Genomic DNA, 22741 nt, shown 5'->3' on the forward strand with positions numbered 1-22741 from the left:
TGGCCCGATACAAAGATGTGGGTAATGGGTAGCGCAAGCGGGAGAGGGGGAGAACTGCACCAAGCTCCGGGCGCGCCACAGACTCGATCTCACACCGCAGCAGGCCAGTCTGCGAAGGCAGACTTCGTGTGGTTGTTGCAGCGAATTCATTCGCCCGTGCAGGGCTGAGGCCGGTTCAGATTTTGGGGAATCGCGGCGAGGCCGCGCGAGGCCGCGCCCATGACCGCGACGGCCGCATTCCTCCCCCCGCACCTGCTGGAGCGCGTGGGTGGGCTGGACCTGATCGCGAAGACCATCGTGCGCGGCTTCCAATCCGGCATTCACCGCTCCCCCCAGCACGGCTCGGGCGAGGACTTCGCCAAGCACCGCGACTACCAGCAGGGCGACGACGTTCGCTACGTGGATTGGAAGCTCTACGCCCGCACCGACCGGCTGTACGTCCGCGAGTTCGAGGAGCGCTCCAACCTGCAGTGCTGGCTGGTGATGGACACGTCGGCGTCCATGGACTACGCCGACCCGGGCGGTGTTCCCAAGTCGCGATACGCCGCCTACGTGGCCGCCGCACTCGCGCACCTGATGCTGGGCGCGGGCGATGCCGTGGGGCTGGCGGCGTTCGGTGCGGAGCCGCGCCTGCTGCTGGCGCCGCGCTCCCGCCGCGGGCACCTGCACGACCTGCTGATGCAGCTGGAGCGCATGGCGCCGTCCGGCTCCGGGTCTGCCGGGGCCGCGCTGGACCGCGTGGGCGGCACCATGCAGCGGCGCGGTCGCGTGGTGCTGATCAGTGATCTGCTGGAAGAGGATGACGGGTCCGCGCTGGTCACCGCGCTGGCCCGCCTGCGCGCGCGGGGAGACGAGGTGATCGCCATGCGCGTGCTGACGGCGGCGGAATCCGGAGATCGTCCGCCGGGCGCGGGGCTGTTCTTCGATCCCGAGCAGCCACAGACCGAACTTCCCGCCACGCCGGATGCGGACGCGGGCTACGTCCGCCGCGTCCGCGCCTACTACGATGGATTGGCCGACCGCCTGCGCGAGCGCGGCGTGGAATACGTGCCCCTGACGACTGGGCAGCCCGTCGAGGACGCGCTGGTGGCCTGGGTGAACGCGCGGCGGGGATGATGGGGTGCTGACCTTCGCCGTCCCCGCGTTCCTGCTTGCCGGCGCCCTCGCGATGCTGGTGCCTCTCGCCCTACACCTGATCCGCCGCCGTCCGCCCGGCCGGGTGCCGCTTCCCACGGCGCGCTTCCTGGCGGAGGACCCGCGCAACGCCGTCCGCGTCAGCCGGCCGACGGACCTGCCGCTGCTGGTGCTGCGCATGCTGCTTCTTCTTCTCGTCGGCGCGGCGCTTTCGCGGCCCGTGTGGATTCCCGCGCCGGAGGGGACGAGCACGGTGGTGCTGCTGGACCGCGGGGGCGGGGTAGATGCGGAGGGGTGGCGCACCGGGCTTTCTGCGGCGCGGCAGGCGCTGCTCGGGCCGGAGGGCGAGGCGCGCGGGGAACTGGTGCTGTTCGATTCTGCGGCCGTGCACGTTCCGCGGGCCCGCGTTCGCCCCGCGCTGTTCGACTCGCTTCTCGCCGCCGGGCCTGGACGCGCGCGGTCGGATTATGGTGTGGCACTGCGGGCGATCCCCTCCGCTACGCGCGCCCTCCGCGGCGCAGATTCCGTCACCGTGCGGATGATCTCTCCGCTCTCGCGCGCGGGCTGGTCGCCGGGGCTGGGGGTGCTGCGCGAGTCTGCCTGGCCGGGAGCGATCCAGATAACCCGTCTGCCGATGGCACACGACAGTGCGGCGGCGGACCTGCCCGCATCCTCCCGACGCGCGTACGTGGTGGCGGGTGAGGGAGGGCGGTTCGTCAGCGTCGCTTTGGGCGCGCTGGGGTACGAGGTCCAGGTGATCCCGCCTACCGGCTTGGCCGCAGCGACCGATACCATGTCCCCGGACTCCGGCGCCTACTTCGTGCTGACGCAGCCGGATCACCCAACCGCGCGAGAGTTGATCTCTCGCGTCCGCCGCGGGGCCTCGCTGGTAGTCGCCTCCACCGCCGTCGTAGACTCCGGCGCATGGAGCTATATGATGCCGTGGGACGGCCCCTTCACCGTGCGCCCGAACAGCGGCGGTACCCTGTGGCTGGGGCCGGACCTGCGGATCGGCGGGGCGGCCGGGCGCGTCGAGGGGCGCACGACGGAGGGTGCGTGGACGGTCGCGGCCTGGGACGACGGCCGGCCCGCCGCTACGGCAATGCGCGGGGTCCGTGGATGCTCGGTGTATGTCGGAACCGCGCTGGAGGGGGGCGATCTGCCCTTCCAGGCGGAGTATCCGGCCATGCTGGGCCGGCTGGCGCGCGGCTGCGAGTCTCAAGACGAGAGCAAGATCGACCGGCCGCTGGATTCAGGAGCGGTCCAGGTGCTGCGCGGCCGCGGCGCGTCGTCCATTGCGGCCAATCGATTGGCCGCGGCGGGCGGAATCGCGTTCGGGCGATGGCTGCTCGCGGCTGCGCTCGCCGTCGCGCTGATCGAAACGTTGCTGGCCTACACACGCAGGGCGCCACGATGAGCACCATCGTCCACTCACCCCTCGGGAGGTCGCCACGGCCGCTGCAGGCCCCGGCCGAGCGGCTGATCGGCGGTGTGCGCGCGGCGTGGCGGCGGTCGGTGCTGCTCCGCGCCCTGGTGATCACCCCGGCGCTGCTCGTCACAACGGCGATTTTGCTCGTCTTTCTGGACCTGTTGATCCCACTCCGCGCCGTGCTGCGCGAGACGCTGCGGTGGATTCCGCCCCTGCTCGGCCTGGGCTTCGTCGCGTTCTCCATCCACCGCGTCGTTCGTCCGCCTCCGCCCCGGCGCTTCGCCCTGCTGGCGGAGGAGCGCATTCCCGCGCTGCAGAACCGCCTGCTGACGGCTTTCGATGCGGCGGACGCCCTGCCGGACGGGGTTGTCGTCCGCGCGTTTGTGGCGGATGCGGCGCGGCGCCTGGCCGAGACCGATCCGCGCGGCGTCGCCCCCGCTACGCTCAGGGTCCCGGCGATCGTGCTCGGGGTCGGGCTGACGCTGGCCGGCATCTTCTCCCTCGCGCTGCCACAGGTGGCGGGTGAAGCGTGGACGCGGTGGATGCATCCCGCGGACGCCTATGCCAGCCGGTGGTCGGAAGTGCGCGCGGAGACGCTTCCGAACGCCGCGCCCGCGCCCATGCCCCTGTTCGACGAGCTGCGGTGGCGCGTGCAGCCCCCCGCGTACGCCGGTATCGGTCCGCGGGAAGACCGGGGCGACGAGCCGGTTTCGGCGCTGGCGGGAAGCCGCATCCGCCTGCGCAGCCGCTTTCCGGACCGGTGGGACGGTGTCCGCGCCGCGGTCATCGGCGGGCGGGCGCTGCCGGTTCGCCGGGCCGGCGGCGAGTGGGTGATCGACTACACGATGGCGGCGGACGCGCGCGGGCTGTCGCTGGAGGCGGTGGCCGGCGGCGAGGTGATCGATCGTCGGGTCGTTCCGCTGATCGCGCTGCCCGACCAGCCGCCGGACGTGCAACTGACCGTCCCGCAGGCGGACCTCATCCTGGCGGAGGGGACCGGACGTCTAACCATTCGCGCCACGGCGGGGGACGACTACGGCATTGGCGGCTTCTGGCTGCACTGGACGCACTCGCGCGGCAGTGGCGAATCGTACGAGTTCGTGGAGGGCGACTGGCAGTTCGCGCGCGTGTCGCGAATCGGCAAGACCGCCAGGGGCGAGCTTGTGGTGGACCTTGGCACGCTGAAGCTGCAGCCGGGCGACGTGATGCACATCCGCGCCGTAGCGCGAGACCGCAACGATGTCACGGGACCGGGCGAAAGCGTGTCGCGCACGCGCATCATCCGCGTGGCGCGCCCGGACGAGTTCGACGAGGTGAACACCGACATCGGCCTGCCCGCCGAGCTGCCCAAAGACCCGGTGCTCAGCCAGCGGATGATCATCCTGATGACGGAGCGGCTGGTACGCGAGGCGCCACGTTTGTCACGGGCCGACCTGCTGAAGCGCAGCGGCGAGGTGGCTCGCGAGCAGGGGCGCCTGCGCGACGTGGTGGGCGAGCAGATCTACGTGCGCAGCTCCGAATCGGGGGTTCAGGGGCAGGACCTGGATTTCGGCTATCTGGAAACGTCTGGCACCCAGCACGAGCACACGGAGGCGGGAAACGCGGAAGCGGAGCGGCCCAGCGCCGAGGAGCTGCTGGAGGAGGCGTCGGAGGCCACCGGGCGGGGCACTCTCGACGAGATCAGCCACAAACACGACGAGGGCACCATCCTGGACGTGAACCGCGACCTGATGGCGCTGCACAACCTGATGTGGCGCAGCGAGAGCGAGCTGAACCTGGCGAAGCCCGACTCGTCGCTGCCCTTCCAGTACCAGGCGCTACGGATGATCCAGGCGATGCAGCAGGCGGATCGCGTGTTCCCACGCGGCAACGTGCGGGTGGACCCGATCGACGTCGCCGAGGCGCGTGGACAGGGGAAGCTCGACGACGTGGCGCCTTCCGCGCGCGCCCAGGGCACGGCGCTGCCGTCGCTCGGCCCGCTGCTCGCGGAGCTGGACCGGGTGGCCGCCGGCCTGGGCCGCCGCCCCGCGCGCCAGTCGTCGCTGGAGATATCGGCGCTGGCCGCCCGCGCGCTGGAGGCCGGTGCGGACCGTGAGGCCGCCGCCCTCGTGTCACGCGCCTCCGGCGAGGCGGGAGCGGGGCGGGCGGACCGCGCGCGGGACCTGCTGGGCCGCGCCCGCGAGCGGCTGGCACCCGGCTCTGGGGCCGCCGCGCGCCCGCTTCCCACGACCTCGGATCCCGCGGCGGCCGAGTACTTCCGCCGCATCGGGAGAATGCCGTGAGCCGCCGCCGGATGCGTCGCATCGCCCTGACGCTTGCTCTTGCCGCCATCGCGGGCACGGCGACGGCGGTCCTCTCGTCGCCCTCCATCGTGGTGGTGCAGGTGCCCGAGCCGCCACAGGACGCTCCGGCTGCGGAGCCGGCGCGCGGCCCGGAGGCCTTCGTCTTCGCCATCGCGAAGTACGAGAGCGGCAACTGGGACAGCGCGCCGCTGGTGCCCACGAACATCCTGCACTCGGTCGCGCAGTACACTTCCATCCCGGTGGCGTCGCAGGGCGCGCTGGTGGACCTGTCCAGCCCCGAGCTGTTCCGGTTTCCGTTCGTATTCCTTACCGGCCACCTGCCGTTGCGCTTCAACCCGCAGGAGAGCGCCAACCTCAAGGCGTACGTTCAGCGGGGCGGCTTCATCATGATCGAGGACCACAACCACGACGTCGATGGCGGCTTCCACAAGACGGCGGTGGCGGAAATCGCGCGCATCTTCGGCCCTGGCGCGCTGAAGCCGATCCCGAACAACCACGAACTGTATCGCGCGTTCTTCGTGTTCGAGGACGGGCCACCCACCACCAGCCACGAGCTGAACGGCTGGGGCGACGGGCTGGTGCACGAGAACCTGATGGGCGTTACCATCAACGGCCGCATCGGGCTGCTGTACAGCAACAAGGACTACGCGTCGGAGTGGAACTACCACGCGCGCAACAAGCGGTTCTCCTCGGTCGATAACACGCGGTTCGGGGTGAACGTGGTCGTCTACGCGCTGACGCGATGAGGCTGCCGCTGGTCCTGCGCGGGGCAGTCCTGCTGCTGCTGGTCGCCGCGCTCGCCCCGCCGCTCTGGCGCACGCGCGGCGGTCCGCCCGCACCCGTGTGGATCGAGAACGCCCGCGCGCTGGAGGCTCGGCGCGACTCGCTGCTGGTGGGCGCGCCCGTTCCCGCCATCGCCCGTGCGTCCGCGGAGCCGCCGACCGCGCGCGAACTGGAGGTGTTGGCCGCTGCCTCGCGCCGCGCGCCGCTCTACGCCGCGCTCCCCAATGAGGCCGCCGTCGTCCAGGCGCAGCCGCCGGCGCGCGCCCTGGCGGGCCGCGCCGCCGCCGTGGGTTTCCGCCTCCGCGCGCAGCCGGGCGACAGCGTGCTGGTGCGCATCAGCGACGACACCGGCGTGCTGGACAGCCTGCGCATTCGCATGGACGCGTCCGGCACGGCGGCGGGCGCGTTCCGGGTCCGTCCTCCGCGCGCGGGGTGGCGGGAGTGGACGGTGGAGGCGGATGGGCAGACAGCACGGACGGGGGCGTGGGTGGATTCCGCAGGTCCGCCGCGCGTGCTGGTCCGCGCCGGGTTTCCGCACTGGGAAAGCAAGTTCGTCGTCCGCGCGCTGGAAGAATCCGGCGCGACGGTGGAGACCGCGTTCGACCTGGGCAGGGGGCAGGCCGTGGCGGCTGGTGGCGGCGCCGTCACGGCGGATCGCCTGGCGCGCGTGGACGCGGCCGTGGTCCTGAACGCGGCTCCCGCTGCGGAATCCGAGCGGCGTCTGTTGGCGGACTGGGCGGCGGGGCGGGGCGGGGGCGTGCTCCTGGTGGGCGGGGCGGCGGGCGCGGGGGCGTTCGGCATCGTCACGGATCCCGGCCGGGCGCGAGCGGTGGACGGCCCCTCTCTGGCGTGGACGCTCCCGCCGGAGCTGGCGCCGCTCCCGCCGGATCGCGTCCGCTCCGGCGCGGTGCTCTTCGGGGGCGTGCGGCCCGGGGCATGGATGGCGGCATCGTCGCCGGGCGGTGGCGTATTGGGTCTGCGCCCTCTCGGCCGCGGGCGGGCGGCGTCGCTGGCGCTGACGGAAACCTGGCGGTGGCGAATGGAAGCCGGCCGCATCGCCGAGCACCGCGAGTTCTGGCGCGCGCTGGTGGACTGGCTGGCCTCCGCGCCTCGCGATCCGCTGACCATCTCCGTGCCGGAACCCGTCGGCCCGGCCGGGGTGCAACGGGAGGTGATCGTCTACGTGATGGCGGAAGCCGCGCCGCCGCCCCTGATCGTCACGCGTCCCGGCCGCCGCGCCGACACGCTCGGGCTCTCGGCGGATCCCGCGCGTCCGGGCGTGCTGCGCACGGCGTTCGTCCCGGCGGACACGGGGCTGTACACGCTCGCCTTCGCGGGACGCACCCCATCCGCCGCCTTGCGTGCAACCGCATCCACCGGCGCCGCGGACGACGGGTGGGCGCGGCTCGCGGTCCTCGTCGGCGCGTCGGGAGGTCGGATGCTGGCGGCGGATTCGCTGCGCCCGGTCATCCAGGGCCTTACGCCGGAGGGCGCGCGGGGCACCTCGCGCCTGCCGCTAGCCGCGATCCTTTTCGCCGCGCTGCTGCTCGCCGCCGCGTCGGAGTGGGCCATCCGCCGACTCCGAGGACAGCCGTAGATTGCAGATCGATGCTGCTACGGTCGCAGAGAGCTTGCATCACGCGGTCCGCCGGACGACATTCCCGCACCGCCGACCCATGCCACAGCCACACCATAACCGAATGACGACGCGACTTCTCCGCCTCGCTGCCCTCATCGCGGCCGCCCTCGTGCTCCACGTTCCCGCCCGCGCCCAGCAGCCGATCCCCAAGGCCCTGCCATGGGGCATCACGGGCGCCGAGACCGCGACCCTGCTGGCCGACAGCAGCAGAATGCGCATCGCCGCGACCCGCGCCGGGCGCGAGATCTACGCGATGTCCACGACGGGACCCGTGCAGGCGGTGGCGCTTCTTGCGCAGGACACGCTGGTGGGGCTGATCTGGTTCCACCCCGAGACCCACGCCGTCAGCGCCGCGGACCTGTTCACGCTGGCCGCCGCCGACGCCGAGCGGACGCATGGTCCGCCGTTCTGCCGCAAGCGTGACGTCGCGGTCTGGACGATGGAGAACATGATCCTGGAGATTCGCCTCCGCCGCCCTCGGGGGGACGGGGCGCCTGGTTCCGAGGTGCGCTACACGCGGCCGGGATACGAGGCGGAGATCGCCCGCCGCTCCGCGCCCGCGCGCACGGCCAGCACCCCGCGTCCTGCCACGCCGCGCCCGGAGCGCGGGCCGCGGCTGCTGGGTGCGCCGGTGCAGCCTGCGCCCGCACCTGCGTCGGCGGTGGAGCCCCAGTCCGAGCCCACGCCGGCTCCGGCGGACCCAGCCGCGCCGCGCATGTCCGCGCACGTGCTGGCGGCCTGCGCCTGACCGCGGATCGTCGACCGCAGGATGATGGACGCTCGACCAGTGGCGGCTCGCGTAGCGCAGCTGCGGAGGCGCGTGCGCTGGCTGACCTGGTTCTTCATCTTCGGCCTGGTGGTCAGCGGCGTAACCGCGTTCCCCATCCAGACCGAGCTGGAGTGGCTGACGGGCATGCTGGGTGCCGGACCCGTCGCGCAGCCGGAGAGGTACACGGGGCTGATGCGCTGGCTGGTGACGGTGCGGGACGCCCTTCGCGCCACGAACGACGCTTACCCGTTCCTGGCGTACGGAACCGATTGGCTGGCCTTCGCGCACCTTGTGATCGCCATGCTGTTCATCGGCCCCCTGCGCGACCCGATGCGCAACGAGTGGGTGATCACCTGGGGGATGCTGGCCTGCGCGGCGGTGATTCCGCTGGCGCTGATCGCCGGAGCGGTGCGGGAGATTCCCTTCTGGTGGCGGCTGGTGGATTGCTCCTTCGGGGTGATCGGAATCGTGCCGCTCTGGCTCTGCCGCCGCGCCATCGCGGAGTTGCGGCGCCTGGAGACGGCACCCGGGTGACGCCATCGCCCAAACGACGAACGGGCCTGCACCGGGAAGGGCGCAGGCCCGTTTTCCATGACCCCGGCCCGCTATCCGACGGTGCCGCCCGTCGCGGTGCCACCGCCTGCGTTGTTGCCGGTCCCGCCGTCCAGCCCCAGGCTTTTCGGGAAGACGTCCTCGTCGCCCAAGCCGCTGGTGCCGCCCCCGCCGATGTCGTTGGAGGCGATCCCCGCGTCGCCGTCGGGGCCGTCGGTCAGGCCGCTTCCGGCGTTGCCGCCCGTTCCCGCGGCACCGGCGTAGCCGCCCGCCCCGCTGGTATGCCCGCCGTGGCCGCTGCCCGACCCGCCGGAGCTGCCCAGCTCGCCCGACACCTGCTCGTCGCTGGCGCGATCCGACCCGTCATCCGCGGGCGGGCCGCCCAGGTCGCGCCCTCCGGCTCCGCCACCGAACCCGCCCAGGTCACCCCCCGACGCACCGCTGGCGCTGCCACCCAGGTCGCCGCCACCCTCGGGGGCCGCGCCGCCGCGCCCGCCGCCGAATCCCTGGCCCTCGCTGCCGCCAACCGTCTCGCGTTCGTCTTGCATCGCATCCTCCGCGCGGTGTGAATGTCAGGGCGGGGGAGACATGCAAGGCCCCGGCCCATCGCCGGGCAGCATTGCCGTAGCCCCGCGCCGCCGCATATTGGGCAGCGACCCCGCAGCCGGAGCCGGATCGTTTGAAGATTACCGCCTTCGTCAGCCACGAAGACTGTTCCCGCCACGACACGGGCTGGAGCCATCCCGACCACCAGGGGCGCCTTCCGGCGATCGTCCGGGCGGTGCAGCGCGACATGGTGGCGCTGTGGGAGCCGGTGCTGCAGCTGGAGGCCGTGCCCGCGACGGACGAGGACCTGTGCCTGATCCACACGCCGGAGCACGTCGCGCGTGTCCGCGAGGTGGCGGCTGACGCGGCGCGGAGCGAGGAGACGCTGGAGCTGGACGGCGTTCCCGTGTCGGGTGCCTCCTGGGATGCGGCGCGCGCCTCGGCCGGGGCCGCGCTGACCGCCGTGGATGCCGTGCTGGCGGGCGAGGCGCGCAACGCCTTCGCCCTCTCCCGCCCGCCCGGGGCCGGCGCCTGGGCCGATGGGCCGGGTGGATTCGGGCTCTTCAACAACGTCGCCATCGCCGCGCGGCACCTGCGGGAGCGGCATGCGGCGGCCCGCGTGCTGGTGGTGAGCTGGGGGGTGCGCCCGCCGCTCGCGCTCGCACGCCTGCTGGCGGATGACGAGGGAATCGGGCTGATCTCCATCCATCAGCACCCCCTCTCGTTCCCTGCGCCGGACCCGTCCGCCGCCGAGCATCCGGAAGTCGCCGGCGCAGCGCTGTCCCCGGGCAGCGGAGGCGAGGAGTTCGAGGAGGCCCTTCGCGCCGCCCTTGCCGCCGTCCCCCCTGCCGAGTCGCCGGACTTCGTGCTGCTCGCGGCGGGGTTCGACATCCTGGACGCCGATCCCGTCGGGCAGCTCGCGGTGGAGCCCCACGAGGTGCACGCCATTACGCTCGCACTGCGCGAATGGGCGGACGAGCGCGCGGGCGGGCGCCTGGTGTCGGTGCTGGAGGGCGGATACGCGGCCGCGGAAACGGCGCGCGCCGTCGTCCAGCACCTGCACGCGCTGGCGGGGCTGCCGCCGGCGTGAGGGGTAGGGCGGCCCCTCCCCCGGCCCCTCCCCCGGCAAACTGCGCCGGGAGAGGGGAGAACTTCGTTGGGGGTTGGACTGGGTCGGGCGCATTCCTCGGGCGCCCCCCATCCCCAACCCTTCCCCCGCAAACTGCGCGGGGGAAGGGAGCCAGCCCGCAGCGCTCCGGTCGGTGTCGTTAGAGGCGGGTGATGATTGGGGCGTTTCGAATGGGCCGGCGCATGCCTCTGGTGGCCCCTCCCCCGGCCCCTCCCCGCATGCTGCGCATGCGGGGAGGGGAGACCCCGCGTGGGTGCAGGTGAAGCCCCGGACGGGACGCGCCTGCTCGTAATCGTTCCCTCATCGTTCGCCCGCAACGGTCGGTCGACAAACCTGGATCGAACGGCATGAGCGCGACGACAGGGGCGCGCTCGAACCTGATACCCAGGCAGCTACGACGATGAACGGGAACCTTTCTTTTGCCGCGCGGCGCGCGGCCGCTGGATTCGCGCTGATGCTGGCGGGCGCGGCCGTGGTGCCGGCTTGCGCTCAGGCTCCCCGCGACGCCATCGCCGCCGGGGCGTTCGCGTACGACCGCGCCGCCCCGCTGGACCTGCGCGACTCGCTGGAAAGCGTGGACGGCGATGTGGAGGTGCACGCGATCAGCTTCGCCAGTCCGCGCGGAGGGCGCGCGACGGGGCTGCTGTTCGTTCCCCGCGGCGGCGCGGCGCGGAAGCCGGGGATCGTGCAGCTGCACGGCGCCCCGGGGAGCGCCCGGTCCATCGCGGCGGGCTCGCTGCGCCTGGCCCGGCGCGGTGCGGTGCTGATCTCCGTGGACGCCCCGTTCGCCCGGCGCGGCGGGCAGATGGTGACGTTCACCGAAGCCGACAGCGCCGACCACGTGCAGCTGATCGTGGACCTGCAGCGCGCGGTGGACGTGTTGCTGGCGCGGAGCGACGTGGACCCGGCGCGCATCGCCTTCGTGGGCGGCAGCTACGGGGGCGCGGTGGGCACCATGTACGCGGCCGTAGACCCTCGCCCCGCGGCGTACGTGCTGTTCGTGCCCGATGGAGGGATGGTGTCGCACGTGACGGACGCGCAGGGGCAGCGCGGCGAGCAGCTTTCCGGGATCCCCGACGCGGAGTGGAACCGCTGGGTGGCGGCCATGCGGCCGGTAGAAGGCATCGACTACATCGCGCGGGCGAAGCCAGGGAGCATCCTCTTCCAGAACGGTCGTACGGACCCGTTCGTCCCCGCGTACAAGGCCGAGGCGCTGCACCGCGCCGCCGGTTCGTCGCACACGGTCCGGTGGTACGACTCCGGCCACCGCCTGCCCGAGCAGGCCGCCGTGGACCGCCACCAGTTCCTGCACGAGCGCATCGGCACGGCGCCGGTGACGGCGGAGGAGCGCGCGACAGCCGCGGCCGCGCCACCCCCGTCGGATCCGGTGGGTGCAGGCGTACGGCGCGGGTGATGGAGGCTGGCTGGCGAGGAAAAACGAACGGACCGGTCCCCATCCAGGGGCCGGTCCGTTTCCATCGATGCCGCTGGCCGAGTCCTTGGGATCGTGACCGCTGCCGCGCCCAAGTTCGGACGCATCCTCGGCTGGATCCCACGGCGCGCCGAGTGTGTGCCGCGGGCCGGTGTCGTTCGCTCGCGCCTCTGGATGACAGATTCGCGGGTCGGGCAAGTTCGTCGGTTCTCCCCTCCCCGCGCGTAGTTTGCGCGGGGAGGGGCCGGGGCAGGGGCGCTCTACTAGGTCAGCGCGTCGATCTCCGCCCCCACCCGACGCAGCATCTCCAGCTTTTGCGCGCGGTGCATGAAGGCGCTGTCGAAGCCCATCAGCGCGATGTCCACCAGCTCGTTCCAGGTGAAGCCCAGGTGCTGGTGCGCGCGCCAGTACTCCTCGGTCACCGTCGTCGCGCTCATCAGCCGGTTGTCGGTGTTCAGGCTGAGCACCAGGCCCGCGTCGTAGTACTGCCGCAGCGGGTGGCTCCCAAAGCTGTCCACCGCGCGCGTCTGCACGTTGCTGGTCAGGCAGATCTCGATGGGGATGCGGAAGTCGTTCACGAACCGCATCAGGTCCGGGTCCTCGAACAGCCGCGTGCCGTGGCCGATGCGGTTGGCCCGGCAGTAGTGAAGCGCCTGGTGGATGCTCTCGGCGCCGTACGCTTCGCCGGCGTGGATGGTGGCCGCCATGTTCTTGTTGATGACGGTGTAGAACGCGTCCTTGTGCTTCTTGGCGGGGTAGTTGTACTCCGCGCCCGCCAGGTCGAACGCCACCACGCCGCGGTCCTTGTACGCCACCGTCAGGTCCGCCAGGTCACGCGACGTGGCGGGTTCCATGTTGCGGATGCCGCAGATGATGATGGCCGTCTCGATGCCGAAGTCCGCCTTCGCGCGCGCAAGGCCCCGCAGCGGCGCATCGACGGTGGCGGTCAGCGGCAGCCCGCCCTGGCTGTTGAGGATGGGCGAGTAGCGGATCTCGGCGTAGCGCACGTTCTCGGCGGCGAGGTCCTCGGCCAGCTCGTAGGCAATGCGCTCCAGCGCGTACTCCGTCTGCATCACCGACAGGGTGATGGCGAAGCGGTCCAGGTACTCCACCAGGTTGCGCGCGTCCTTCACGTGCATGTAGTCGCGCAGCGCCTCGGGGTCGCTGACCGGCATGGTCGCACCGTACTCGGCGGCCAGTTCCAGCATGGTTTCAGGGCGGAGCGATCCGTCCAGGTGCACGTGCAGCTCGGCCTTGGGCAGCCGGTGCAGCAGTTCGCGGGTTACTTCGATGGCCATGGTCTCGGTCCTGTTGCTGATTTGCGTCGCGGCCGGGGTTCCGGGATAAACGCGCAGGCGGGTGCACACCGGTGCACCCGCCCGCCCGCAGAGGCCGCCTCGTTCGTCGCTCCGGTGGGATATTGTACTTCGCCCGCCCGCCGCGCGCCACCCAGCGCGGCGATCAGCTCCCTTGGGTTCGTGTGCCGAAATGCCGCTCCACCAGTCGGGGGTGACGCGCCAGGAAACGCTCAAGCTCGTATACGGACCAGTTGTCGTTCTCTCGGTCGAGGCTTTCGCATACGGCTTCGATTTTATCGTAGACGCCAGCGTCAATCACAACCGAGGTCATCAGCCCGTACCCGGTCGCGCGATGCTCCAGAAGCGTATCGGAGACATTGCCTACACTCTTTCTACCGAGCGAAGTTCCAGGTTTGCGATACTTGCATTGAAATACATACTTCCGCGCGGGACGGCCGGGCAACTCGCGGGTATACACTGTAATATCCCGTTCTCGATCGCGGCTGTTGGTTTTTCCTTCTTTGTCGATCGTCGCTGGGTCGAATTTCGGGTGATGGTAGAGGATATCGTAACACAGTTCCTCGAACGACTTATCATTCAGCAACTCCCACGGCAGGCGAATCTCGCTCGTGACACCCGCGAAATCGGCAACGTGAGCGAATGACTGGGACAGGTCGCCATAAAGAGCAAAAGCTTGGTTCGGCTTGACCACGAGCGGAAATAGCACAAAGGTGAACGGACCGCCTTCGACGATCAGTGATGATCCGGAGTTCGCGAGCAGATATCTAGGGCGGGGTAGATCTCCGTGCACATCAATCCCGTAGTGCTCGAAGACGTGATCTTCCTCGTCGGAGTAGGTCAGCAGGATATCGTCGGGAATCTCGTGTTCATGACGAAGGGCACCGAGTTCCGCGGCACAACGAAGGGCGTTTTGAAGCGGGCCGAAGGGCGCATGTACTAGGGCCGATGCATGCAGCAGAAAGCTGTAGCTTCCGGATCCTAAAAACGTCGCCTCTATGTGTGGTTCCACTTCAGGTAAATCGGAGTACTGCGCGAGCAGCGCTTCTACGTCAGTCCCGCGCGGTGCAATCCAGCAGTCCGGTGAGACATAGAGCGGAAATCCCAGCGTGGCACTGTTGGCGCTTTTCCAGAAGCCATACCGCCGCTCCGGATGCTGTTCGTAAACACGGCTAAGAAATGCCTGGGGGGGCTCGTAATCCTCGTCTTCCTCGTCTTCCTTGAATCTCTCGGAACTCTCGTCGCTGTCCGGCCCGTACCGTTCAACATCAAGATCCGCAACCATGGCTGGATACACGCCGTGGATGAGATTTGCGAGGTAGTCATCCACGATCTCGGGGCAGTGAAATTCTCCCTCATCGCGCTCGATCTCTTCACGGTGCTCTTCCAGTGCCTCCAAATGTGAGAGGTACGCGTCTTCGTCTTCCTGTTCCGCTGAGAGTCCAATCGAAAGCTCGTATACTTGCTCGGCTAGTGCCTCGGGATCGGTTGAACTCAGCTCGAATCGACATACCGGATGGTAGCTAGCGCCGCTGATGCGCTCATACCGGACGCGATCCGCTGCACTTCCGAGGGTCTCTGCGATATAGGACGCCTCAAGAAGGTTCTGCACCACGTCAGCCGAGGCTTGGGCGAACCCGATGCTCCACAACCCGTACTCAATGACGAGCTTACCCTCCTGCTCCAATCGTCCACGCAACGCGTCTTGAGTCACCCCGCTGGAGAAAATTCGAGTGATGTCCAAGTCGTGTGGGAGGACCGAACTGTCGGTTGCCACATCCAGCATGATGTACTCCCCCGGTGAGTGGGTTGGTACTTCCGGATTGTCGAGTCCCGCGCCCTTCCTTGTCGGCCCATTGGCAGACTAACGGAGAGCGCGCCACGGGCAGCAGCCCTGGCGCGCTCTATGTACACTCACCACCGAAGAAGGTTCGGATTCTGTTCGGGTAACGGGTTCAGGTCAGGATCCCGACCACGCACGCCGTCATGAAGTTGGCCAGCGTGCCGGCGATCATCGCCCGCAGCCCCAGCCGGCTCAGGTCGCCGCGCCGCTCGGGCGCCATGCCTCCGATGCCGCCGATCTGGATGGCGATGGAGCTGAAGTTGGCGAAGCCGCACAGCGCGTACGTCGCCAGCACCACCGAGCGCGGCTGCAGCCCGGCGCCTTCCTGCAGCATGCCGCCCAGGTGCGCGTACGCCACGAACTCGTTCAGCGCCGTCTTTTCGCCCAGCAGGGTGCCAACCGCCAGCACGTCCGGGTTCGGCACGCCCATCAGCCAGGCAAAGGGGGCAAAGATCCATCCCAGCAACTTCTGGATGGTCAGGTCCATCCCGAACAGCCCCGCCGTCCCGCTGAGGATTCCGTTCAGCAGGGCCACCAGCGCGATGAACGCGATCAGCATGGCGCCCACGTTCAGGGCCAGGCTCAGCCCCTCGCTGGCGCCTCGCGCCGCGGCGTCGATCACGTTGGCATCCACCTTCTCCAGCTTGATCTTCACGTTCCCCGCGGTCACCGGCTCTTCCGTCTCGGGATACATGATCTTGGAGACGAGAATGCAGGCCGGGGCGGCCATCACCGAGGCGCTGATCAGGTGGCCGGCGATGTCGGGAAAGTAGGCCACGAGGAAGCCCACGTACGCGGCCAGCACGCCGCCCGCCACCGTGCCGAAGCCGCCCACCATCACGCAGTGCATCTCGCTCTTGGTCATGGTGCCGATGAACGGCTTCACGAGTAGCGGCGCCTCGGTCTGTCCCAGGAAGATGTTGCCGGCGGTGCTCAGGCTTTCGGCGCCGCTGATCTTCATGGTCCTCATCATCACCCACGCGAATGCCTTCACCACCGCCTGCATGACGCCCATGTGATACAGCAGCGTCATCAGCGACGAGAAGAAGATGATGGTGGGCAGCACGTTGAAGGCGAAGTACGCCCCCGCGCCCGCCCAGCCCGTGGTGGTGCCGATGGGCTCCATGGCCGGGAACCCGGTGCCCCCGCCGCCCACCGGGATGTTGTTGAACACCAGGTTGCCGAACAGGAACTTGGCGCCTTCCACCGTATAGCCCATCAGCGCGTTGAACGCGTCGTTGGCTGCGTCGAAGAAAGCCGCGCCCCACGGCGTCTTGAGGATCAGGAGGGCGAAGATGAACTGAAGCGCCAGCCCCCACGCCACCAGCCGCCAGTCCACTCGGCGCTTGTGCACGCTCATCGCCCACGCGAGCGCGATGAACACGAGGATCCCCAGCGCGCTGGTAGCCTTCTGGATGGGCGTGCCCCGCGCGTCGGCGCGGGCCTGCCGCGCCATCTCGCCCGCGTTTCGCGCGGCGGGCGCCGAATCGGCCACGATGCCGCTTTGCGGGGTCTGCGCCCGCTGTGCCGCCTCGGGCGAGGCGAGGGGTGCCGTGGGGTCTCCCGGGTTGGCCGCGGGCGACTGCGCCTGTGGCGAGGCGGGGTTGGCCGGGCGCTCCTGCGCCCCGGCCGCGGGCTGCGCCTGCACGGGGCCCGTGCTGTCTCCCGGCTGCTGGGCGCGGGCGTACAGCCCCGCCGACAGGAGGAGCGCGGCGGCCAGCCACAGGGGCAGCAGCCACTTCAGGTGCTTCTTGCGCGTGGAAGCCATGCGTTCAGGGAGCCCGGCGTGAGCGGGGGATGGATGGGAAAACCCGACAGCGTGTGCGGAAGATCGTCATTCTACCTTCACCACCGCAGCGGCGCCACCTCGTCGTGTGAAAGCTGCACGCCCTCGCGCTTGGCCCTCACCAGCCGCGGGCGGTCGAAGGGCTTGATCAGCAGCAGCCCCGCCACGAAGCCGCCGATGTGCGCCCACACCGCCACGCCGCCCTCCTCCGTCGCCGGCATGCCCAGCGCGGCCATCCCCTCGAACAGCTGCAGCACGAACCACAGCAGGAGGAAGAAGAACGCGCGGATGCGGAAGAAGAAGAACGGGGGAAAGTAGGTGCGCACCCGGGCGCCGGGATACAGAAGGATGTACGCGCCCATGATGCCGCTGATGGCCCCACTGGCGCCCACCATGGGGATCTCGCTGGCCGGGGAGAAGAACACGTGGGCGAGCGCCGCCGCGGCGCCGCAGATCAGGTAGAAGGCCAGGAAGCGCAGGTGGCCCATCGAGTCTTCGATGTTGTTCCCGAACACCCACAGGAACAGCATGTTGCCCAGGATGTGCCCCCACCCGCCGTGCATGAACATCGACGTCACCAGGGCCGACGTGCCCAGACCGGTGGTCTGGCACGCCCCGGTGATCTCGCACGGCTGCGCGCCGAACACCACCACCGATGCCTCCAGCGCCTGCATCTCTCCCGCGCCTTGGATGAGGATCCACACGAGGGTGTTGGCGATGATCAGCACCACGGTCATCCACGGCCGCAGCTCGGTGGGGTTCTCGTCGTTCAGCGGGATCAAGGGCCAGGCTCGCAGGGGTGTGGATGGGGTGGTTTGCGCCACGGATGAATTGCGCCGCAGACGGGTGTTTCCGCAAGGGCGCCCGGCGGCTTGGGCCCCTCCCCCGGCACCGCGGGATGAACTTCAGCGTGATGAGACTGATCTCGGCGCGTCCGCCGTCGCCCCCCTCTCCCAGCCTCTCCCCCGTAAACTGCACGGGGGAGAGGAGTGAGTGCGGTGGCGGTTCGAGAGCTTAGGCGCATGCCCCTGGGAGCCCCCTCCCCCGACCCCCGTCCCCCGCTTCGCAGGGGAGGGGGAGACCTGAATCGCGCTTCGGCTGGCCTGGCGCGCCACACTGGCTCCCTTCCCCCGCGCGGTTTGCGGGGGAAGGGCTGGGGATGGGGGGCGCCGGCCCGAGCACCGGGATTCGTCGACGTGCCCCAGAACCCGACGTGCACCCCCTCACAGACGGAACCCGGCAGGCCCTGAGGGATACGCATCGGCAGCCTGACGATCTCGCCGCCCGCAGGCCCAGGCGCTAGTTTCCGGCGTATGCGCACGGCCGGACCGGCGCTTGCACGCGGCCCGCGCACAAACCCGACGTTCATCGACCGATGCAGATCCGTCCGTACACGGATATGACCATACGCTTCTTCCTGCACTCGCTGGCTGCCGCGGCGCTGGCGCTCTCGCCCGCGCACGTCGCCGCGCAGGACCCGCAGCCCACGGACTCGGTGCGGCCGCTGGCCCCTCGTGCCGGGCAGGTGGTGCGGCCGGTGCAGCCGGATACCGCGCCTCCGCGCATTTCGCCGCGCGGCGCTTTCGTGCGGTCGCTGGTGCTTCCGGGATGGGGACAGTCGGAACTGGGCGCGCCCGGCCGCGGCGCCGAGTACTTCTTTTTGGAGGCGGGGAGCCTCTGGATGTGGTACACGGCCGACCAGAAGCTCGACGAGGCGCGCGAGCGGCAGGCCATCCTCCGCGACCTGGGCCAGCTGGCGCCCGACGCGCGCACCCCGCTGGTGCGCGACCGCGAGAACCAGCGCGAAGACTGGATCACGCTGTCCGTCTTTTGGCTGTTCTTTTCCGGCGCCGACGCCTTTGTCGCCGCGCACCTGCAGGACTTCGACGTCCACGTGAACGCGGTTCCGCGGCCCAACGGCGGCGGCACCGAGCTGCGCGCCACCGTTCCCGTCGGCCCGTGACCGCGCCCGTCGGCATCTTCGATTCGGGGGTGGGCGGGCTGAGCGTGGCGCGCGAAATCCGCCGCGAGCTCCCGTCCGAGCACCTGCTGTACGTGGCGGATACGGCGTACGTCCCCTACGGCGACCGCTCGGAGGACGAGGTGCGCGAGCGGACGCTGCGCATCGGCGAGTGGATGCAGGGGCAGGGGGCCAAGGTGTTCGTTGTCGCCTGCAACACCGCGTCCGGCGCGGCGCTCGAGGCCCTGCGCGAGCGGCTGACCATCCCCGTCATCGGACTGGAGCCGGCCATCAAGCCAGCGGTGCGCGATTCCCCCAGCGGCCGGGTGGGGGTGATGGCGACCACCGGCACCTGCGGCTCCGCGCGTCTGCAGCGCCTGGTGGACAACTACGGGAACGGCGCCACCGTCGTCCGGCAGCCCTGCCCGGGGCTGGCCGACATGGTGGAGGACGGAGTGCTCGCCGGCCCGGAGCTGGATGCACGCATGGCGGAATACGTGGCCCCGCTCCGCGCGGCGGACGTGGACACCGTCGTGCTGGGGTGCACGCACTATGTGTTCGTGCGGGAGGCCATCCAGAAGGCGCTTCCGGGCGTGAAGCTGCTGGACAGCAGCACGGCCATCGCGCGGCGCACGCGGCAGATCCTGGAAGAGGCGAACTCGCTCGCCTCCGACGGCCCCGGCTCCGTCCGAATCTTTACGACGGCGGACCCGGCCGGGGCGGAGCGCATCGTCCACCGCCTTTGGGGCGAGCCGGAAGCCGTCCAACGGGTGGAAATCTGACGTGGCCTCCCGCTCGTCCAGCGGCCCCGGGCTGGACGCCGACGAGCGTCGCTGTGCCGAGGACGTGGAGCGGTATGGCCTGCACCTGATCCACGTGGCGCCCAACGGAGACCTCCCCGGCTGGTCCTACAGCATCGGCCTGCCGGATACGCTCCAGCATCCCGAGCTGATCGTGTTCGGGCTGCCGCGGGATACCGCGCATGCCATGCTCAACACCGCCGCGGACGAGATTCGCGCCGGCCGTCCTTTCAGCGACGGCGCCGAAACTGATGCACTGCTCGATGGCTACTCGTGCCTGGCGCGCACCGTCATGCCGATTTGGTACGAGCCACTGGTGGGCTGGGCGCGGTGGTACCACCGGTCGGACGGCTTCCAACTGCTGCAGTTGCTCTGGCCCGACCGGCAGCACCGATACCCGTGGGACCCGGACGTGATCGCCGAGGTGCGCCAGCGACAGCCGCGCCTGTTCGAGCCCGATCCGGACGTTTCGGGGATGAGACCTACTTCCGATTCATTGGGCAGGTAAACGAGGGCGGCCACCGGTCCAGTGGCCGCCCTTAGTGTCGTACGCAACGTAAGGGATTTCCGGACTGCGGCTCTGCGGAAAAACATGAAGATTCCGTCAGGATAGCGAGTTACGGCTATGACGGATAAAGAGGTGGATGAAGATGACTTCGCAGACGAGTCCGAAAGCATTCACCCGCGCCCCGGTGATCACGATGCTGGGGCGTGCGCTCCGGCTGCGGTGCCCTCACTGCGGTGGGGACCGGCTGACCGAGCGCTGGATGAAGCTGAAGCTCAAGTGTGGTGCCTGCGGGATGCGGACGGAGCGCGGCGAGGAGGACTACTTTCTGGGCGGGATGATGCTGAACATCGTCCTCGCGGAAGGCATTCTCGTCGTAGCGGCAGGCATCCTGGTGGCGGCGACCTGGCCGGACGTGCCGTGGAACCTGATGCTCGGGGTCGGCTTGGTGCTGATGACGATCGCGCCGTTCGCCTTCTACCCGCTGTCGCTGTGTCTGTGGATGGTCTGCGACCTCGCGGTCCGGCCGCTGACCGCGCACGAGTTGGAGTGGCACCGCAACAGTGCGGAGGGCCAGTTCCGGAATCAGCGCGATCGGTAGACGGAGGCACTAACCGACGCCCGGATGTCATCCCGATGGAGCGGCCAACCCGTCCCTGCCCGAACGCCGAACTCCGCAGCGACTGAGGGATCCGCCACACACGACGCGCTCGGTGGCATGACCGACGCGGCCCAGAACCGCGTCTCCTTCGGAGTCGTGGGATTCCGCTGAGAACCTACCACGGAATGGTGTGTCCGCGGCGGCGGAGCGATTCGGCACAGTGTGTGGCGGATCCCTCGGTCGCTGCCTGGCTTTGGAGTGGCTGCGGGTTCGGCTTGGCCGCTCCGTCGGGATGACAACGTCGCGTCCCCGCTCGATCGCCGGGCTTCAGCCGATCCTCAGATGGCGGGGGGGCGCTTCAGGGCGGGGGTGTCGCCGATGGTGGAGTAGAAGTCGCCCCAGAGGCGGGCGAGGGGGCGCAGGGCGGCGCTGTCGGCGAACATCGTGTCGGGGACGATGCGGACGTCGTCCGCCAGGTGCACGCGCAGCACCTCGCCGATCACCAGCGTGTTGGTGCTGCCTTCCAGCTCCACGATCTTGAAGACGCGGCACTCCATCACCGCGGGACAGTTGGCCACGTACGGTGCATCGACCGATTCCGCGTCGGCCGAGGGCAGCCCCGCGCGCTCGAACTCGTCAACGTCGGATGCGTACTCGCCGGCCGTCTCGTTCATCTCCGCGAGCTGCCCCTCCGTCGCCACGTTCACGCAGAACGCGCCCGTCCGCCGGATGTTGCGCAGGGTGTCCTTGTCCTCGCCCCGCCGGCTGCCGATGGACACCGAGACCAGGAACGGCGTCGCGGAGATCGCGGCGAAGTAGCTGAAGGGCGCCAGGTTGCGCCGTCCCTCGCCGGACCAGGTGGACACCCACGCGATCGGCCGGGGGACGACGAGCGAGGTGAGCAGCTGGTACCGCTCGCGGCCGGTGAGCGCCGCGGTATTCCAGATCATCCCGCCAGCCCCTGCTGGATCCACGCCTTTACGTGCCCGACCTCGTCCGGGCTGATCCCGTGGCCCGTCGGGTAGTCGCGCGCCTCCAGGTCCGCCCCCGCCGCACGCAGGGCCGCGCGGCCCTCGATGGCCATCGCAAACGGAATCGCGGGGTCCATCGTGCCGTGGCCCCAGAAGAACCGGGTGCCGCGCACGGTATCGGGCGTGGCGGCAACGGTGGGGTGCTGCGCGAAGAACCCGCTCAGGTTCAGCACCATCGGCACGGCGCCGGGGTTTCGCAGCGCGTACGCCAGCGACATGGTGCCGCCCTGGGAAAAGCCGCCCAGCACCAGCGGCCCCGTGCGAACGGGCAGGCGCGCGGGGATTTCGCCCAGGAACTCCGCCAAGGCCTGCTGCGACGCCTCGAACGATTGGGGCTCGGGCACGGTGCCGCCCATGAACTGGTACCACGCCCACCCCGGGCCGTATCCCCACTGCGTTCCGCTGTGTGGCGCCTCGGGCGTGACGACGATGGCGCCTGGCGCCAAGTGCGGCGCCAGCGACAGCAGGTCGAAGCGGTCCGCCCCGCGCCCGTGCAGCAGCACCACCAGCGGGGCGCCGTCCTGGACGTCCGGAGGAACCGCGGCTTCGTACTTCAGCATCAGCGCTCCGCGGAGGCAGAAGGCCGGCCGGAGGTGCCGAGCGGGCTGCGGCCGATCGAAATGATGCCGCCCACGATCAGCAGAAGGGTGAGCACCACCCCCGCGAGCGCCACGCCGTGCGCCTTCTTTCCATCCGGCTGCTTCTTGGCGTACGCCGACAGCGCGGGCATCAGGATGGCGGCGGCGATCATCATGGCTAGGTGCCCCATCAGCGCGCCGTACCAGATGCCGGTGAGCACCAGCCCAATCCCAAGCAGCACCTGCAGATGCAGCAATCCGGTAAACGCCGCCGCCAAGCCGCGCGAGGGTCCGGCGTACGCCCGTCCGCGAACGTAGCCCATGATCAGCACGACGATGGCGGCCACGCCGGCGAGCAGGACCAGGTAGCGCAGCCCGGAGTGGGCCTGGAAGAGAATGTTCATCGATCCGCGATGTGGATGGAAGCGCGGCCCGGACGGCCGCTCGCGGGACAATGTACGGGGACGGGGGAAGTGCGAAAGGGAGTGCGTGAGTGCGTGAGTGCGGAAGTGCGGAAGTGCGGAAGTGCGGAAGTGCGGAAGTGCGGAAGTGCGGAAGTGCGGAAGTGCGGAAGTGCGGAAGTGCGGAAGTGCGGAAGTGCGGAA

Annotated in this window: 21 protein-coding genes; 13 read left to right on the top strand and 8 right to left on the bottom strand. The window is 70.1% G+C overall.

The window, feature by feature from the left end:
- The first annotated feature begins 219 nt into the window (after positions 1-219).
- The 7 genes from VF632_RS19435 (at position 220) to VF632_RS19465 (ending at position 8591) form a co-directional block, all read left to right on the top strand.
- On the top strand, positions 220-1116 hold the full coding sequence (locus tag VF632_RS19435) for a DUF58 domain-containing protein (protein WP_331024597.1): 897 nt from the start codon (positions 220-222) through the stop codon (positions 1114-1116).
- Between the two features lie 4 nt (positions 1117-1120).
- Positions 1121-2551 (top strand): BatA domain-containing protein, encoded by a 1431-nt coding sequence (locus VF632_RS19440; protein WP_331024598.1) that lies wholly within the window; start codon positions 1121-1123, stop codon positions 2549-2551.
- Entirely contained in the window at positions 2548-4845 is a 2298-nt protein-coding gene (locus VF632_RS19445; RefSeq protein WP_331024599.1) for a hypothetical protein, read from the top strand. Before VF632_RS19440 ends, VF632_RS19445 begins: the two co-directional genes overlap by 4 nt.
- Positions 4842-5612 (top strand): DUF4159 domain-containing protein, encoded by a 771-nt coding sequence (locus VF632_RS19450; RefSeq protein ID WP_331024600.1) that lies wholly within the window; start codon positions 4842-4844, stop codon positions 5610-5612. Before VF632_RS19445 ends, VF632_RS19450 begins: the two co-directional genes overlap by 4 nt.
- The gene (locus VF632_RS19455) at positions 5609-7246 is read left to right on the top strand and encodes a hypothetical protein (RefSeq protein WP_331024601.1); all 1638 of its coding nucleotides are present in this window, start codon (positions 5609-5611) and stop codon (positions 7244-7246) included. The genes VF632_RS19450 and VF632_RS19455 overlap by 4 nt, the downstream gene beginning before the upstream one ends.
- Before the next feature lie 103 nt (positions 7247-7349).
- Positions 7350-8036, top strand: coding sequence for a hypothetical protein (locus VF632_RS19460; RefSeq protein ID WP_331024602.1), 687 nt, complete (start codon positions 7350-7352; stop codon positions 8034-8036).
- 39 nt (positions 8037-8075) lie between these two features.
- Positions 8076-8591: a hypothetical protein gene (locus VF632_RS19465; RefSeq protein ID WP_331024603.1), complete on the top strand. Its 516-nt coding sequence runs from the start codon at positions 8076-8078 to the stop codon at positions 8589-8591.
- Positions 8592-8662: 71 nt separating this feature from the next.
- On the opposite strand, the gene VF632_RS19470 is transcribed toward VF632_RS19465, so the two are convergent.
- Complete coding sequence (locus tag VF632_RS19470; protein ID WP_331024604.1) at positions 8663-9157, bottom strand: hypothetical protein; 495 nt, start codon at positions 9155-9157, stop codon at positions 8663-8665.
- A 131-nt stretch (positions 9158-9288) separates the two neighbouring features.
- On the opposite strand from VF632_RS19470, the gene VF632_RS19475 reads away from it, so the two are divergent.
- Positions 9289-10245 carry a hypothetical protein gene (locus VF632_RS19475; protein WP_331024605.1) on the top strand — a complete coding sequence of 319 codons (957 nt, stop codon included), beginning with the start codon at positions 9289-9291 and terminating at the stop codon, positions 10243-10245.
- 439 nt (positions 10246-10684) lie between these two features.
- Positions 10685-11698, top strand: coding sequence for an alpha/beta hydrolase (locus VF632_RS19480; protein ID WP_331024606.1), 1014 nt, complete (start codon positions 10685-10687; stop codon positions 11696-11698).
- 281 nt (positions 11699-11979) lie between these two features.
- Here VF632_RS19480 and add read toward each other — a convergent pair whose 3' ends face one another.
- From add to VF632_RS19500, 4 genes are all read right to left on the bottom strand, one after another.
- The gene (gene add / locus VF632_RS19485; RefSeq protein WP_331024607.1) at positions 11980-13014 is read right to left on the bottom strand and encodes an adenosine deaminase; all 1035 of its coding nucleotides are present in this window, start codon (positions 13012-13014) and stop codon (positions 11980-11982) included.
- 163 nt (positions 13015-13177) lie between these two features.
- Positions 13178-14818, bottom strand: coding sequence for a hypothetical protein (locus VF632_RS19490; protein WP_331024608.1), 1641 nt, complete (start codon positions 14816-14818; stop codon positions 13178-13180).
- 169 nt (positions 14819-14987) lie between these two features.
- Positions 14988-16292 (bottom strand): NupC/NupG family nucleoside CNT transporter, encoded by a 1305-nt coding sequence (locus tag VF632_RS19495; protein ID WP_349264021.1) that lies wholly within the window; start codon positions 16290-16292, stop codon positions 14988-14990.
- A 428-nt stretch (positions 16293-16720) separates the two neighbouring features.
- Positions 16721-17443 (bottom strand): rhomboid family intramembrane serine protease, encoded by a 723-nt coding sequence (locus VF632_RS19500; RefSeq protein WP_331024610.1) that lies wholly within the window; start codon positions 17441-17443, stop codon positions 16721-16723.
- A 593-nt stretch (positions 17444-18036) separates the two neighbouring features.
- Here VF632_RS19500 and VF632_RS19505 point away from each other — a divergent pair.
- From VF632_RS19505 to VF632_RS19520, 4 genes are all read left to right on the top strand, one after another.
- A complete protein-coding gene (locus VF632_RS19505; protein ID WP_331024611.1) occupies positions 18037-18624 on the top strand; it encodes a hypothetical protein in 588 nt (195 codons plus the stop codon).
- Positions 18621-19403 (top strand): glutamate racemase, encoded by a 783-nt coding sequence (gene murI / locus VF632_RS19510; RefSeq protein ID WP_331024612.1) that lies wholly within the window; start codon positions 18621-18623, stop codon positions 19401-19403. The genes VF632_RS19505 and murI overlap by 4 nt, the downstream gene beginning before the upstream one ends.
- A 1-nt stretch (position 19404) precedes the next feature.
- Positions 19405-19929 carry a DUF4262 domain-containing protein gene (locus VF632_RS19515; RefSeq protein ID WP_331024613.1) on the top strand — a complete coding sequence of 175 codons (525 nt, stop codon included), beginning with the start codon at positions 19405-19407 and terminating at the stop codon, positions 19927-19929.
- A gap of 259 nt (positions 19930-20188) precedes the next feature.
- Entirely contained in the window at positions 20189-20527 is a 339-nt protein-coding gene (locus VF632_RS19520) for a hypothetical protein (protein WP_331024614.1), read from the top strand.
- A 338-nt stretch (positions 20528-20865) separates the two neighbouring features.
- Here VF632_RS19520 and VF632_RS19525 read toward each other — a convergent pair whose 3' ends face one another.
- From VF632_RS19525 to VF632_RS19535, 3 genes are read right to left on the bottom strand one after another with little or no spacing between them, the layout of a single operon-like run.
- On the bottom strand, positions 20866-21477 hold the full coding sequence (locus tag VF632_RS19525; RefSeq protein ID WP_331024615.1) for a flavin reductase family protein: 612 nt from the start codon (positions 21475-21477) through the stop codon (positions 20866-20868).
- Positions 21474-22118: an alpha/beta hydrolase gene (locus VF632_RS19530; RefSeq protein WP_331024616.1), complete on the bottom strand. Its 645-nt coding sequence runs from the start codon at positions 22116-22118 to the stop codon at positions 21474-21476. Before VF632_RS19530 ends, VF632_RS19525 begins: the two co-directional genes overlap by 4 nt.
- Positions 22118-22540, bottom strand: a complete 423-nt coding sequence (locus VF632_RS19535) for a hypothetical protein (RefSeq protein ID WP_331024617.1) — start codon at positions 22538-22540, stop codon at positions 22118-22120. Before VF632_RS19535 ends, VF632_RS19530 begins: the two co-directional genes overlap by 1 nt.
- Positions 22541-22741 lie beyond the last annotated feature (201 nt).

Source organism: Longimicrobium sp. (genome assembly GCF_036388275.1).
GTDB lineage: Bacteria > Gemmatimonadota > Gemmatimonadetes > Longimicrobiales > Longimicrobiaceae > Longimicrobium.